Genomic DNA, 13973 nt, shown 5'->3' with positions numbered 1-13973 from the left:
GCCCTTCTAGAACCTGAAGTCCGCCGTCTTCGAGCCGCCGCCCACCGTCACGGTCTGGCTCTTCACGGCGCCGCCCGGTGCCGAGGCATCGACCACGTAGCGCCCGGCGGGCACGTCGACCAGGCAGACCGGGCCGTTGGCGCGAAAGGCCAGCGCGGCGGCGTTGTTGGCATCGCCGCCCTTGATCGTCACGTCCACGTTGGCCATGTAGGCGCCGTCGGCGCGCGCGAACAGGAGGGCGAGCGGATGGTCCTTCATGGCGGACCGCATGGCCGTCGATTCGTCGGAGCCGATGCCGCCGCACACGTAGCGCGCCGAGCCGGCGCCCTGCCAGGGTGGCATGGCGCCTTGCGCCTGCGCAGGCAGTGCGGCCAATGCGCCGGCCACGCCGATCGCGCACGCGCAAGTCGACAGCACGCGCCGCAGCGCGGGGGAAACGGGGGGTGCGGAAACATCCAACATGGCACAGGCTCCTTGCAGATTCGGTGCGGCCATGATGCGCCGCCGGCCGCGTTTGCGCGAGTCGGACCAACCCCCTCCCCGCTGTGCGCCCAGGGCTCGTTCGCGGCTTCTCTCAGGCCGGGCCGAGCGCCGCGTCCAGCAGCTCCACCCAGTGCCGCACCGGCGTGTCGCCGCTGCCGCTCTGCAGGTGCGTGATGCAGCCGATGTTGGCCGACGCGATGGCCGCGGGCTGCAGCTGCTTCAGGTGGCCGAGCTTGCGATCGCGCAGCGGGTACGCCAGCTCGGGCTGCAGCACCGAGTAAGTGCCCGCCGACCCGCAGCACAGGTGCGATTCGTTCATGGCCACGCGCACGTCGAAGCCGAGCGCGCGCAGGTGCGTCTCGATGCCGCCGCGCAGCTTCTGCCCGTGCTGCAGCGTGCACGGCGGGTGGTAGGCCACCACGCCGGACGGCGCCTTCACGCGGGCCTTGAGCGCGGGCACGATGTCGGGCAGCAGTTCGCCCAGGTCGCGCGTGAGTTCGCTGATGCGCGCCGCCTTCAGCGCATAGGCCGCGTCGTTGCGCAGGACGTGGCCGTATTCGCGCACCGTCACGCCGCAGCCCGACGCGTTCATGACGATGGCCTCGACCTCGTTGCGCTCCACCAGCGGCCACCACGCGTCGATGTTGGCGCGCATCTGCGCCTTGCCGCCGTCCTGGTCGTTCAGGTGGAACTTCACCGCGCCGCAGCAGCCGGCCTGCGGCGCAATCACCGCCTGGATGCCGGCCGCGTCGAGCACGCGCGCGGTAGCGCTGTTGATGTTGGGCATCATTGACGGCTGCACGCAGCCCGCGAGCATCAGCACCTTGCGCGCGTGCGTCGCGGTGGGCCAGGCGCCGGCCTCCTGCCTGGCGGGCACCTTGGCCTTGAGCGCCTCGGGCAACAGCCCGCGCACAGCCTGGCCGGCCTTCATCGCCGGGCCGAAGAGCGACGACGGCAGGCCTTCCTTGAGCACCCAGCGCGTGGCCGACTCCATGGCGGGGCGCGGCACCTTCTCGTCGACGATCCTGCGGCCGATGTCGACCAGGTGGCCGTACTGCACGCCGCTCGGACAGGTGCTCTCGCAGTTGCGGCAGGTCAGGCAGCGGTCGAGGTGCTGCTGCGTGCTGCGCGTGGGCGTCTTGCCTTCGAGCACCTGCTTGATCAGGTAGATGCGTCCGCGCGGACCGTCGAGCTCGTCACCGAGCAGCTGGTAGGTGGGACAGGTGGCGGTGCAGAAGCCGCAGTGCACGCATTTGCGCAGGATGGCCTCGGCCTCGCGACCTTCGTCGGTGCCTTGGAATTCGGGGGCGAGCTCGGTTTGCATGGGGGTTCTTGTTCTTGTCTCAGGTCGGGGCGAGCAGGCGGCCGCGGTTGAAGAGGCCGTGCGGATCGAATTCGCGCATCAGCGCGCGCTGGATGCGCTCGACGGGTGCGCTCATGGCATCGAAACGCGGCACGCCGGTGGCGGCGCCATCCGGCGTGCGGAAGAGCGTGGCGTGGCCGCCCGCAGCGCGCGCGAGTTCGCGCACGCGCGCGGCCTGCCCGACCGGCGCCTTGTACCAGCGCTGGCCGCCGTGCCATTCGATCAGCGGGGCAGCGCCGTCGAGCGCGAGCACCGGTGCGGTCTGCGGCACCGAAAGACGCCACAGCGCATCGGCGCTGCCGGCGGTGGCGAACCACGGCAGCTGCTGGTCGCGCAGCGCCTGCCAGCCGGCCGCGGCACGCGCGCCGTCGATGCGCTCGCCGCCGAGGTGCGCGCAGGCGGCTTCCACGGCTGCGACCGCGCCGCGCAGGCGCAGCGACAGCACACCCGCGCCGGCATGCCCGGCCCAGCAGCTGGCGTTCAGCGGCAGCGGGCGGCCGCCCCATTCGTTGAGCAGGCGCAGCGCATCGGCCTGGCTGCAGGCGAATTCGAGCGTGGCTTCCGCGGGCGGCACCGGCAGCACCTTGAGGCTGACTTCGGCGATCACGCCCAGCGTGCCGAGCGAGCCGGCCAGCACGCGCGAGACGTCGTAGCCCGCGACGTTCTTCATCACCTGCCCGCCGAAGGTCAGCACCTCGCCGCGGCCGTTGACCAGCGTGGCGCCGAGCACGTAGTCGCGCACCGCGCCGACACTCGCACGCGCCGGACCGCTGAGGCCCGCGGCCACCATGCCGCCGACGCTGCCATGGGGCGCGAAGCGCGGCGGTTCGAAAGGCAGGCACTGGCCCTTCTCAGCCAGCGCGGCCTCGAGTTCGTCGAGCGGCGTGCCGGCGCGCACGGTGACGACCAGTTCGCTCGGCTCGTAGCTCGTGATGCCGGCGAGGGCGCGCGTGTCGAGCAGCTCGCCCTGGGGCGGTTCGCCGTAGAAATCCTTGGTGCCGCCGCCGCGGATGCACAGCGGCGCGGCATCGGAGGCTGCGGCGCGGATGCGCTCGGCGACTTCGTGGAGTGCGGTGTCGGTCGCCATCAGAACCTCGGCAGCTCGGGATGCTGCAGCTTGCCCCCGCGCACCACCTGCTTGCCGTATTCGGCGCAGCGCTGCAGCGTGGGAATCACCTTGCCCGGGTTCAGCATGCCTTCGGGGTCGAAGGCACGCTTCACGCCGAACATCTGCTCGTTCTCGCTTGCGGTGAACTGCACGCACATGCTGTTGAGCTTCTCCACGCCCACGCCGTGCTCGCCCGACACGGTGCCTCCCATGGCAACGCTGGTCTCCAGGATGTCGGCGCCGAAGAGCTCGCAGCGGTGCAGCTCGTCGGGGTCGTTGGCGTCGAACAGCACCAGCGGATGCAGGTTGCCGTCGCCCGCGTGGAACACGTTGCAGCAGCGCAGGTCGTACTTCTTCTCCATCTCCTGGATGGCCAGCAGGATGTCGGCCAGCCGCTTGCGCGGAATGGTGGAGTCGAGGCACATGTAGTCGGGGCTGATGCGGCCCGACGCGGGAAACGCGTTCTTGCGCCCGCTCCAGAACCGCATGCGCTCTTCCTCGCTGTTGCTGCAGGCGATGGCGGTGGCGCCGCAGCCGCGCAGCACGGCGGTCATGCGGCCGATTTCCTCTTCCACCTCCTCGGGCGTGCCGTCGGACTCGCACAGCAGGATGGCCGCGGCGTCGAGGTCGTAGCCCGCGCGCACGAAGTCTTCGACCGCCGCGGTCATGGGCTTGTCCATCATTTCCAGGCCCGCCGGGATGATGCCGGCCGCGATCACCGCCGCCACCGCATCGCCGGCCTTGCGCACGTCGTCGAAGCTGGCCATGATGCAGCGCGCCAGCTGCGGCTTGGGCACCAGCCTGACGGTGACCTCGGTGGTCACGGCGAGCATGCCCTCGCTGCCGATGACCAGCGCGAGCAGGTCGAGCCCCGGCGCGTCGAGCGCGTCGCCGCCGAACTCGACGGGCTCGCCCTCGGCGGTGAAGCCGCGCACGCGCAGCACGTTGTGCAGCGTGAGGCCGTACTTCAGGCAGTGCACGCCGCCCGAGTTCTCGGCCACGTTGCCGCCGATGGTGCAGGCGATCTGGCTCGACGGATCGGGCGCGTAGTAGAGGTTGAAGGGCGCGGCCGCCTCGCTGATGGCGAGGTTGCGCACGCCGCACTGCACCACCGCGGTACGGCTCACCGGGTCGATCTTCAGGATGCGGTTGAACTTGGCGAGCGACATCGTCACGCCCATGGTGTGCGGCATGGCGCCGCCCGACAGCCCGGTGCCCGCGCCGCGCGCCACCACGGGCACGCCGAGCCCGTGGCAGGTCCTGAGCACGGCGGCCACCTGCGCCTCGGTCTCGGGCAGCGCCACCACCAGCGGACGCGCGCGGTAGGCGGTGAGGCCGTCGCACTCGTAGGGGGTGGTGTCCTCGTCGTGCCAGATCAGCGCGTGGGCCGGCAGATGAGCCTGCAGCGCACGAACCACCTGGGACTGGCGCTCTGTTTTCTGTAGCGAATCGTGCTGCGTGGGGGTGAGCGGCGCGTTCATGCGGCGACCTCTTTTCTTCTGTTCGCGGGATGTCCCGGAATATCCCGGGAGCCGTGTGCACTCTACGAAAAATGCGGGCGCCTCGGGTTGAAGGATTTTTGCCGGGCGCTTGAGAGAACTTTGCGGACGCGCCGGCGCTGCGCTAACGCAGGCTCTGCTCGAGCCAGTCGGCAAAGGCTGCGCATTCCCAGCGCTCGAGCGTGCCCGGCTGCCAGCAGATGTAGTGCCGGTGCGGCGACGGCACGGCCCGCTCGGACAGCGCCACCAGCCGCCCCGATTCGAACCACGCCGCACCCATCTTCTGGCGCACCAGCGCCACCCCGAAGCCGCTGGCTGCGGCGTCGTACACCAGCCCCAGGTCGTTGAACTGCGAGCCGATGAGCGGTTCGGGCTGGTCGAGGCCGCAGTCCGCGAACCACGTCCCCCAGGGCTCGAGCGGGCTGCGGATGAGCCGTGCGCTGGCGATCTCCGCCGCGCTGCGGAAGCCTGTGAACGGGCCGAACTCGTTGAGGTAGCTCGGGCTGCAGGCGGGCACCACCTGCTCCTCGAGCACGAGGCGGTGCTCGCAGTCGGCGTAGCCGCCGGGGCCGTAGCGCACCTCCAGGTCGGCCTGCTCGGCGGTCACGTCGAGCAGCGGGATCGACACCTGCAGCACCAGCTCGATGTCGGGGTAGATGTTGCGGAACAGCTCGAGCCGCGGCATGAGGAACTGGCGGCTGAAGGTGGGCGTGACCGCGATGCGCAGCCGCGTGGCGCGCTGCGCCGCGCTGCCGCCGATCGGCGTGGCCTGCAGCGCCGCGAGCCCGGTACGCACGTTGGCGAGGTACGCGGCGCCGTCGGCGGTGAGGCTGAAGTCGCTGCGCCCGAACAGCTTGAAGCCCACGTGCGACTCGAGCTGCCGGATGCGGTGGCTCACCGCGCTGGGCGTCACGCAGAGCTCGTCGGCCGCGCGGCCCGCATGCCGCAGCCGCGCCACGGCCTCGAAGGTCAGCAGGCACTGGATCGGCGGGATGTGCTGCAAGGCCATGCGCGGCGGCGGGCGCTCAGTCCTCGAAGAAGCTGACCGGCAGGCCGGGCGTATCGACGCGCGTGGACACGACCATGCCCGACGCGGGCAGCCGCTCGACCTCCGCCACGGGCCGGCCCTTGCGCGCGCTGGTGACGAACAGCGTCCGCAGGTCGTCGCCGCCGAAGCACGGCATGGTCGGGCACTGCACGGGAACCGGCACCGATGCCACGATCTCGCCCGAAGGCGCGAAGCGCAGCAGCTGCGCGCCCTCGAACATCGCCACCCAGTAGTGGCCCTGCGCGTCGATGGTGGCGCCGTCGGGGCGGCCCTGGTAGCCCTGCGGCGCGTCGGTTGTCCAGCCCGCGGGCTTGGCGTCGAACTGGTGGAACACGCGGGCGCGAGAGAGCGAGTTGCCTTCGGCGTCCCAGTCCCAGGCGCACACCACGTGCGCGGCGGTGTCGGCCCAGTAGAGCGTGCGGGCGTCCGGCGAGAACGCCAGGCCGTTGGCGGTGGTCGATTCGTTGGCCATCTGCGTGATGGTGGGCGAGATGCCGGTGCCGGGGCGCGCGTCGAGGCAGTAGAGCGCGGCGTTGGCGCTGTCCTTCGCCTCGTTGAGCGAGCCGCCCCAGAAGCGGCCGAGCGCGTCGCACTTGCCGTCGTTGAAGCGCATGGTGCGCACGTCGTGCTCGACGCGCGCCATGGCCACCAGCTCGCCGCCCCATGCGCGGGCGCGGTAGATGCCGTCGCGCAGCGCGATCACGTAGCCGCCGCTGCGCGCGGGCGCCATGCAGCCGGGCTCGGTGGGCAGCGCCCAGCGCTCGACCTTCGCGTCGGCCGAGCCGATGTCGCCGCGCGTGCGCAGCACGGCGCGCCCGGGGATGTCGAGCCAGTACAGCGCGCGTTCTTCAGGGTGCCAGAACGGCGATTCGCCGAGCTCGCAGAGACTGTCTTCGAGGGTGGTCCACATGGTGTCGCGATTGTGCCCCCGGCCATGAAGGCGGCAGACAAAAAAAAGCCCGCTGGCGCCGGAGCGCTCGCGGGCTGAACATCCAAAGGAGACCTCGCTTGAAAAACTCGTTACGAAGAATTGTTCTTGTAGATGGTGGTGGTCGTTTCGGTGGCGGGGCTGCCCGAAGGCAACCCGGCCAAAGCAGATCAACGGTTGTACGCGGTCTCGCCGTGCGAGGAGATGTCGAGGCCTTCGCGCTCTTCTTCTTCCGACACGCGCAGGCCGATGGTCAGGTCGGCGATCTTGTAGGCGATGAAGGCCACGACGCCGGACCAGACGATGGTGAGCAGCACGCTCTTGATCTGGATCCAGACCTGTGCGCCCATGGCGAAGGTGTCGGGCGTCGCACCGCCGGTGCCGCCGAGGCCCTTGGCCGCGAACACGCCGGTCAGGATGGCACCCAGGATGCCGCCCACGCCGTGCACGCCGAACACGTCGAATGCATCGTCCGCACCGAGCATGCGCTTCAGGCCGCCCACGCCCCACAGGCAGACCAGGCCGGCCAGCAGGCCCAGCACGATCGAACCCATCGGGCCGACGAAACCGGCGGCGGGCGTGACGGCCACCAGGCCGGCAACCGCACCGGACGCGGCGCCCAGCATCGAGGCCTTGCCCTTGTGCAGGCTCTCGCCCAGGATCCACGACAGCGCCGCGGCAGCGGTGGCGAGCACGGTGTTGACGAAGGCCAGGCCAGCGACGGCGTTGGCAGCACCTGCCGAGCCGGCGTTGAAGCCGAACCAGCCGACCCACAGCAGCGAAGCGCCGACCATGGTGAGCGTGAGCGAGTGAGGCGTGAAGGCTTCCTTGCCGTAGCCCACGCGCTTGCCGACCATGTAGGCACCGACCAGGCCGGCCACACCGGCGTTGATGTGCACCACAGTGCCGCCGGCGAAATCGAGCGCGCCGTCCTTGCCCAGCAGGCCGCCGCCCCACACGATGTGGGCGATCGGCACGTAGCTGAAGGTGAACCACAGCACCGAGAACAGCAGCACGGCCGAGAACTTGGCGCGTTCCGCGAAGGCGCCGACGATCAGCGCCACGGTGATGGCCGCGAAGGTGCCCTGGAAGGCGACGAACACGTATTCGGGAATCGTGGTCAGCGCGCCGAAGGTTTCCTGCGTGATGCCCTTCATGAAGATCTTGTCGAATCCCCCGAAGAAGTTGCCCTCGCCCGAGAAGGCCAGGCTGTAGCCGTAGACGGCCCACAGGATGCTGATCAGCGAGAAGATCACGAAGACCTGCATCAGCACCGACAGCATGTTCTTCGCGCGGCCCAGGCCACCGTAGAACAGCGCAAGGCCGGGGATGGTCATCAGGATCACGAGCAGCGTCGAGGTCAGCATCCAGGCGGTGTCGCCGGAATCGATCTTCGGTGCCGGTGCGGCGGCCGGCGCTGCGGGAGCGGCGTCGGCGGCCGCCGGTGCCGGAGCTGCCGCAGGGGCAGCGGCGGCGGGCGCGGATGCCGACGCAGCCGGGGCCTCGGCCGTGGCCGCGGGCGTTTGTGCAAGGGCGGTGGTGCCGGCAGCCAGCACGCTCAAACCGAACGCAAGAGAGACGAGCAGTTTTTTCATAGTCGTTGTTCTTTCGGGCCTGGAAACGGTCAGAGGGCTTCGCGGCCTGTTTCGCCGGTGCGGATGCGCACCACCTGTTCGAGGTTGTAGACAAAGATCTTGCCGTCGCCGATCTTGCCGGTGCGAGCGGCACCCTCGACGGCCTCGATCACGCGGTCGACGAGGTCGTCGGAGACGGCCGCTTCGATCTTGACCTTGGGCAGGAAGTCGACCACGTACTCGGCGCCGCGGTAGAGCTCGGTGTGCCCCTTCTGGCGGCCGAAACCCTTGACCTCGGTGACGGTGATCCCCTGCACGCCGATGGCCGACAGTGCTTCGCGCACCTCGTCGAGCTTGAACGGTTTGATGATGGCTGTGACCAGCTTCATGAGTTTTCTCCTTCGGATGGAAATGAATCGGTGCGGCAACGTAGGCCGCACCTCGTTGTTCTGTGCCTTACAGCGTCTTCGTCAGCGTCAGGATGAAGCGTGCCTTGTTCGGCGAGTAGTAGGTGGTGCCGAACGTGCCGAAGCCGTAGTCCACGCCCGGGTTGCTCACGGCGAGGTACGAGCTCTTCTTGTTCGCGCCCTGCACCGAGCCGGTCAGCGACAGGCCGTTGCCGAAGTCGTAGGAGGCGCCCACGTTGTAGTCGACATAGCTCTTGTAGCCCAGGCCGCGGATGTCGCTGGCCATGTGCGTGTAGCCCACGGCGGCCTTCAGCGTGACCTTGGGCACGATTTCCTTGGAGTACGACAGGTTCAGGTAGCCGGTGTTGCGGCCCTTCAGGCCCGATCCGGCCTTGTTGCCGGCGTAGCCGAAGTAGTCCTTGGACACTGTGTGCGAGTACTTGGCGGTGAACGAGCCGAAAGTCTCGTTGGCGTAGGTGGCGCCCAGGTACAGCTCGGTGGTGTTGCCGGCCGAGTTGCCCGGGTAGATGTAGGTGAGCGCACCGACGTCCATGTCGAGAGGGCCGGCCTTGAACTTGTAGCCGCCGTACAGGTCGCTCTCGATGCTGTTGCCCGGGAGCCAGTTGACGCTGGAGTTCCAGTTGCCCACGTAGAAGCCGCTGTCGCCGAAGGCGTAGTCGAAGCCGCCCTGGATGGCCGGCTTGAAGGCCTTGGTCTTCGCGTAGTCGTTGCGGCCCAGCATGTCCTGGTCCTGGCCGCGGAACTTGTAGTTCGTGGTCAGCGACACGTTGGCCGTCAGGTTGGAGGCAGGGGCGGGAGCGGCCGCTGCAGCATCGGTCGTGGCCTGGGCCAGGGCGGCGCCCGAAGCGGAGAGGGCCGTGGCCAGAACGATCAGCGCCTGGGCTGCGGTACGGTGCGTCATCGGGAAACTCCTCGCAAGGTGGTGTGTTGTTGGACCTGGGAGGCTCAAAGCAGGGAGCGTGCCAAAGTGCACGGATACGGCTGCGCAAGACGGCGGGCCGCGTCGCAGCAGAGAGCGAAATCGTTACAACCCTCGTTGCGAGTGGTTGCAGTTGCGCAGGGCGCTGCACCACGGCGGCGCGCCCCACGCAGGCGCACCATCTTGGGGAGAGGGAAAACAATGAGTCTGTCTTTGGTGCAAAGCCGTGCCTTGCTGGGGCTGGAAGCTGCCAGCGTCACGGTCGAGGTGCATCTGGCGAACGGCTTGCCCAGCTTCACGCTGGTCGGGCTGGCGGAAACCGAGGTCAAGGAAGCGCGCGAGCGGGTGCGCTCGGCCATCCAGAACGCGGGGCTGGAGTTTCCGAACAACAAACGGATCACCGTGAATCTGGCGCCTGCAGACCTTCCGAAGGACTCGGGCCGATTCGACCTGCCGATCGCGCTGGGCATCCTCGCTGCCAGCGGGCAGATCGACAACGCCCGGCTGGCCGGCCACGAATTCGCTGGTGAACTCTCGCTGTCGGGCGAGCTGCGTCCCGTCCGCGGTGCGCTGGCGATGGCGCTGGCGTTGCACACGCGCGGCGTGGCCACAAGGCTGGTGCTGCCCATGGACAGCGCACACGAAGCGGCGCTGGTGCCAGGCGGCGAGGTGTACGGCGCCACGCACCTGCTGGACGTGGTGCGGCAGTTCCTGGCCGGCAACGGCGCACAGGCGCCATCGAGCGAACCCGAAGCGAACGACGGCTGGTCGCGCATCGAGGCCGCGCCCGGTGCACCCGCGCCGCGCTACGCCGACCTGTGCGACGTGAAGGGCCACGCGGGCGTCAAGCGCGCACTCGAGATCGCCGCGGCCGGCGGCCACAGCCTGCTGATGGTCGGCGAGCCGGGTTCGGGCAAATCGATGCTCGCGCAGCGCTTCGCGGGGCTGCTGCCGGCCATGAGCATCGACGAGGCGCTGGAGAGCGCGGCCATCGCGAGCCTTGGCGGGCGCTTCGCGGCCGAGCGATGGATGTGCCGGCCCACATCGGCGCCTCATCACACCTCGAGCGCGGTGGCGCTGGTGGGCGGCGGCTCGCCGCCGCGGCCGGGCGAGATTTCGCGCGCGCATCGCGGCGTGCTCTTTCTCGACGAATTTCCGGAGTTCGCGAGGTCGGCCCTCGAGGCGCTGCGCGAGCCCCTGGAAACCGGCACCATCACGATCTCCCGTGCGGCGCTCAGCGCCGAGTTTCCCGCGCGCTTCCAGCTGATCGCGGCGATGAATCCCTGCCCCTGCGGCTACCTCGGCTCCTCGCTGAGGCCCTGCCGCTGCACGCCGACCCAGGTGCTGCGCTACCAGGCCAAGCTCAGCGGCCCGCTGCTGGATCGCATCGACCTGCACATCGAGGTGCCCGCGGTGTCGGCACAGCTGCTGCTCGATGCACCGCCCGGCGAATCGACCGACAGCATCCGCACGCGCGTGGTCGCCGCCCGCGAACGCGCGATGCGCCGCCAGGGCCATGCCAACCAGGCGCTGCAGGGCGGCGCGATCGACCGGCATGCCGCGCTCGATCCCGCGGCGCGGCAGTTCATGTTCAACGCGGCGAACAAGCTTGGCTGGTCGGCGCGCAGCACGCACCGCGCGCTGAAGGTGGCACGCACGATCGCAGACCTGGTCGGCGCCGACGCGGTGGAGGTGCCGCACGTGGCCGAGGCGGTGCAGTACCGCCGGGTGCTGGCCGGCGCGCAGCACAAGTGAGCTCGCGAGGCCCTTCGCCGATGAGCCGGTCGACGCGAAAGTGGCACGCGGACCACGCCGTGCCGGCGGGGCTTACTTGAACTCGTGGCTCACCACCGGCGCCGACTTGCTGTCCTGCACCGTCACGCGCTGGCGGAACACCTCGAGATCGCCATTGCGCACCTCGATGTTGTAGATGCCGGGGCGCAGCGGCAGCGACTTGAGCGGCGGGCTCACGCCGCGGTCGGCGCCGTCGACAAACACCTGGCCCCAGGGCCGGATGTTGAAGTTCACCCGGCCCATGCCCGGCGGGGCCGCGGGCGCGGCGCCGGCCACCGGGGCGCCCGGCGCTCCTGGCGGCAGCGCCGACGGATCGACGGCCACGGGCGGCGGCGAGAGCCGGTTGATCTCGGCGATCGCGTTGCGCGCCTCGCGCGCATGCAGGCCGCGGCGGTAGCGGCGCAGGTAGGCCTCGTAGCCCTCGCGCGTGTTCTCGGTCTGCGCGAGGTTCCAGTCCTCGGCCTCGGCGGTGGCCAGCGCGGTCTCGGGCGGCGGCGCCGGCGGATTGACCTGCACGTTGTCCAGCGGCGTCAGCACACCGGTGCCCGGGGCGGCAGCACCAGCCGCAGGGGCTGCTGCGGCGCTGGCGGTTGCCGCAGGCGGTGTCGCGGCTGCGCCGGCCGCCGGTGCCGGCGTCGCGTCGGCCGGTGCCGGCGTGCCCGCGGGCGACACTGCCACGGCCGGCGGCGCGCTGGTGCTCGACATCGGCGAGGCCGGCGGCGGCACGGGCACCATGGCCGTCGTGGTCTCCTGCTTGGCCGAGGTCAGGCGCAGGCCGATCCAGCTGCCCACCGCCACCAGCGCAACGACGAGTCCGCCGACCAGCAGCCAGGACAGCCCGGACGACTTCTTCTTCGTCGACGAACGCGCCGACGCGGCACCGGAGGACGCCTTCACCTTGACCTTCGCCGGCTCCGCCGCCGCAACGGGCGGCGCCGCGAAGCCGGCCGTGCCGGCCGGCTCCAGCGGTACCGGCGCCGAAGCAGGCGGATAGGACTGCGGCACGACCTGCTGCTGCGGCACCAGCGGCGGCGGCGGCGGCGCAGCCGGCACGGGCGCGGTGGGAATGATCACCGTCGGCACGGCCATGCCGTTCACGTAGAGATCGCCGAGCCGGGTCAGGCCGAGCTCGGCTGCGAAGGCCGCCACGGTCTGCGTGCGGTCCTTGCTGTGCACCGCTAGCGTGTGGTCGACCGCGGCGCAGAAGGCGGGGCTCAGGTCGGGCCGGCCCATCGACGACAGCGGCACGTAGGCGTCCTGCACGCTGCGCACCACGGCCGAGGGCGGCGGATGGCCGGTGACCGCGCGGTACAGCACCGCGCCCAGTGCGTAGAGGTCGGTCCACGCTCCCTGCAGCAGCGTGTTGTCGTCGGCGTACTGCTCGATCGGCGAGTAGCCCGACTTCACCATCACCGCCACCTCGTCGACCAGGTCGGCGATCGACTTGCGCGCCGCGCCGAAGTCCAGCAGCACCGGCGAGTCGTCGAGCTGCACGAAGATGTTGTCGGGCGCGATGTCGCGGTGGAAGCACTGGCTGCGGTGCAGCGTCTCGAGGGCGCCCAGCAGCGGCCCGAGCATGCCGAGCAGCCAGGTCTCGGTGACGCGGCCGGGCTCGTCCTCGGCGAGGCGGCGCAGCGTGCGGCCCTTGTAGAGCTGGATCGCCATGTAGGCGGTGGAATTGGACTCCCAGAAGCGGTGCACCCGCACCAGCGCCGGATGGCTGAACTGCGCGAGGGTGCGCGCCTCGTTGATGAAGCTGCGCAGGCCCGCCTCGAAGGTGGCCGTGAGCCGCTCGGAGCGCACGTGCACGCTGTTGTCGCCGACGCGGCGCGCGAGCATCGAGGGCATGTATTCCTTGATGGCCACCTCGCGCTGCAGCGAGTGGTCGTAGGCGCGGTAGACGATGCCGAAGCCGCCCTCGCCGATCACCTCCAGCAGTTCGAACTCGTCGAGCCGGTGGCCCACGCCCAGCGGGTGCGGCCGCTCCTGCGGGTCGGCCGGCAGCGTGCCCAGGCCGGTATCGTGCGTCGTCGTCATGCGCTTCCTCCTCCTGCGGGACCGTGGCTCTTGTGGCTCTTCACGCCCATGGCACATGCCCCTGCGAAAACAACTTTGAAAACAGCGGTGTGTTGAGGCCCCCGCCATGGGCGGCGGTGCGCAACGGCGACCCGTCGGCCTGGTTGGTCCACCAGTAGCTCGTGCTGCCGAGCGGGTCGAAGCACAGTGGAAGCTCCGGCCAGCCCAGGCGCTGCTGGGCGCTCTCGCCACCGGCCGTAGGCCCGAGGATCGAGAGGATGTCGTCCGAACCGCCGCTGGCCGTGTGGAAGCCTGCGCGCCCGGCGGCCAGCACCTGGCCGTCGAACTGGTCGGGCGCCACGCCGTGGCGGATCGCCTGCAGCAGCGCGTTGCCGCATTGCCAGTACCAGCCCGCCGAGCCCTCCAGCACCGACGGACGGTAGTTGCGCGCAGCCACCTGCAGCGTGACGCACACCGGGTAATAGCGGCCCACGCGGTCACAGCTCGGCGCGATGCAGCCGAACTGCACCGCGTCCACGCCATGCGTGGCGGGAATCGCGAAGTTCCACACCGGCGCCACCGCGTAGTGCCGCGTCATCGCATCGGGCCAGCGCTTGAAGCTGCCCAGCCCGTTCTGCATCCAGCGGTCCCACCAGGCCTGCAGCTCGCGCGACATGCGGCGGTAGAGAAAGTCGCCGGCGGCGGGCAGCTTGCCGTACCAGCCGATCTGTTCGTCGACAGGCACCCAGGCCTGCGGGGGAAGACCGCTGTTCATGCGCGCTCCCCGTTTCGATCCTTCGCCCTCAGGGGAAC

Annotated in this window: 12 protein-coding genes; 1 reads left to right on the top strand and 11 read right to left on the bottom strand. The window is 70.2% G+C overall.

The genetic code is table 11. From position 1 onward, the window contains the following. Positions 1-6: 6 nt before the first annotated feature. From AACL56_RS03890 to AACL56_RS03850, 9 genes are all read right to left on the bottom strand, one after another. A complete protein-coding gene (locus AACL56_RS03890; RefSeq protein WP_339088518.1) occupies positions 7-462 on the bottom strand; it encodes a carboxypeptidase regulatory-like domain-containing protein in 456 nt (151 codons plus the stop codon). Between the two features lie 112 nt (positions 463-574). Further along, positions 575-1807 carry a glycolate oxidase subunit GlcF gene (gene glcF / locus AACL56_RS03885; protein WP_339088517.1) on the bottom strand — a complete coding sequence of 411 codons (1233 nt, stop codon included), beginning with the start codon at positions 1805-1807 and terminating at the stop codon, positions 575-577. A 19-nt stretch (positions 1808-1826) separates the two neighbouring features. Beyond that, positions 1827-2933: a glycolate oxidase subunit GlcE gene (gene glcE, locus AACL56_RS03880; RefSeq protein WP_339088516.1), complete on the bottom strand. Its 1107-nt coding sequence runs from the start codon at positions 2931-2933 to the stop codon at positions 1827-1829. Beyond that, positions 2933-4435 (bottom strand): FAD-linked oxidase C-terminal domain-containing protein, encoded by a 1503-nt coding sequence (locus AACL56_RS03875; protein ID WP_339088515.1) that lies wholly within the window; start codon positions 4433-4435, stop codon positions 2933-2935. Before AACL56_RS03875 ends, glcE begins: the two co-directional genes overlap by 1 nt. A 142-nt stretch (positions 4436-4577) precedes the next feature. Beyond that, a complete protein-coding gene (locus tag AACL56_RS03870; protein WP_339088514.1) occupies positions 4578-5462 on the bottom strand; it encodes a LysR substrate-binding domain-containing protein in 885 nt (294 codons plus the stop codon). Positions 5463-5478: 16 nt separating this feature from the next. Beyond that, positions 5479-6411: an SMP-30/gluconolactonase/LRE family protein gene (locus AACL56_RS03865; protein ID WP_339088513.1), complete on the bottom strand. Its 933-nt coding sequence runs from the start codon at positions 6409-6411 to the stop codon at positions 5479-5481. Positions 6412-6599: 188 nt separating this feature from the next. Beyond that, positions 6600-8024 carry an ammonium transporter gene (locus AACL56_RS03860; protein ID WP_339088512.1) on the bottom strand — a complete coding sequence of 475 codons (1425 nt, stop codon included), beginning with the start codon at positions 8022-8024 and terminating at the stop codon, positions 6600-6602. Positions 8025-8053: 29 nt separating this feature from the next. Continuing rightward, the gene (glnK, locus tag AACL56_RS03855) at positions 8054-8392 is read right to left on the bottom strand and encodes a P-II family nitrogen regulator (protein WP_007833403.1); all 339 of its coding nucleotides are present in this window, start codon (positions 8390-8392) and stop codon (positions 8054-8056) included. 67 nt (positions 8393-8459) lie between these two features. Next, a complete protein-coding gene (locus AACL56_RS03850; RefSeq protein ID WP_339088511.1) occupies positions 8460-9332 on the bottom strand; it encodes a TorF family putative porin in 873 nt (290 codons plus the stop codon). A 219-nt stretch (positions 9333-9551) separates the two neighbouring features. On the opposite strand from AACL56_RS03850, the gene AACL56_RS03845 reads away from it, so the two are divergent. Beyond that, the gene (locus AACL56_RS03845; protein WP_339088510.1) at positions 9552-11105 is read left to right on the top strand and encodes a YifB family Mg chelatase-like AAA ATPase; all 1554 of its coding nucleotides are present in this window, start codon (positions 9552-9554) and stop codon (positions 11103-11105) included. A gap of 72 nt (positions 11106-11177) precedes the next feature. Here AACL56_RS03845 and AACL56_RS03840 read toward each other — a convergent pair whose 3' ends face one another. Next, positions 11178-13181 (bottom strand): serine/threonine protein kinase, encoded by a 2004-nt coding sequence (locus tag AACL56_RS03840; RefSeq protein WP_339088509.1) that lies wholly within the window; start codon positions 13179-13181, stop codon positions 11178-11180. A gap of 40 nt (positions 13182-13221) precedes the next feature. Continuing rightward, the gene (tagF, locus tag AACL56_RS03835) at positions 13222-13935 is read right to left on the bottom strand and encodes a type VI secretion system-associated protein TagF (protein WP_339088508.1); all 714 of its coding nucleotides are present in this window, start codon (positions 13933-13935) and stop codon (positions 13222-13224) included. Between the last annotated feature and the right edge of the window lie 38 nt (positions 13936-13973).

This window comes from Variovorax paradoxus, assembly GCF_902712855.1.
GTDB classification, from domain to species: Bacteria; Pseudomonadota; Gammaproteobacteria; order Burkholderiales; family Burkholderiaceae_C; genus Variovorax; species Variovorax paradoxus_Q.
Note: the sequence above shows the minus strand (reverse complement) of the source record. Positions and strands in the feature narration are given on the sequence as shown.

Bases quoted from the DNA above. Each gene is read 5' to 3' on its own strand.
- AACL56_RS03890 (WP_339088518.1), bottom strand. From the start codon at position 462: ATGTTGGATGTTTCCGCACCCCCCGTTTCCCCCGCGCTGCGGCGCGTG.
- glcF (WP_339088517.1), bottom strand. From the start codon at position 1,807: ATGCAAACCGAGCTCGCCCCCGAATTCCAAGGCACCGACGAAGGTCGC.
- glcE (WP_339088516.1), bottom strand. From the start codon at position 2,933: ATGGCGACCGACACCGCACTCCACGAAGTCGCCGAGCGCATCCGCGCC.
- AACL56_RS03875 (WP_339088515.1), bottom strand. From the start codon at position 4,435: ATGAACGCGCCGCTCACCCCCACGCAGCACGATTCGCTACAGAAAACA.
- AACL56_RS03870 (WP_339088514.1), bottom strand. From the start codon at position 5,462: ATGGCCTTGCAGCACATCCCGCCGATCCAGTGCCTGCTGACCTTCGAG.
- AACL56_RS03865 (WP_339088513.1), bottom strand. From the start codon at position 6,411: ATGTGGACCACCCTCGAAGACAGTCTCTGCGAGCTCGGCGAATCGCCG.
- AACL56_RS03860 (WP_339088512.1), bottom strand. From the start codon at position 8,024: ATGAAAAAACTGCTCGTCTCTCTTGCGTTCGGTTTGAGCGTGCTGGCT.
- glnK (WP_007833403.1), bottom strand. From the start codon at position 8,392: ATGAAGCTGGTCACAGCCATCATCAAACCGTTCAAGCTCGACGAGGTG.
- AACL56_RS03850 (WP_339088511.1), bottom strand. From the start codon at position 9,332: ATGACGCACCGTACCGCAGCCCAGGCGCTGATCGTTCTGGCCACGGCC.
- AACL56_RS03845 (WP_339088510.1), top strand. From the start codon at position 9,552: ATGAGTCTGTCTTTGGTGCAAAGCCGTGCCTTGCTGGGGCTGGAAGCT.
- AACL56_RS03840 (WP_339088509.1), bottom strand. From the start codon at position 13,181: ATGACGACGACGCACGATACCGGCCTGGGCACGCTGCCGGCCGACCCG.
- tagF (WP_339088508.1), bottom strand. From the start codon at position 13,935: ATGAACAGCGGTCTTCCCCCGCAGGCCTGGGTGCCTGTCGACGAACAG.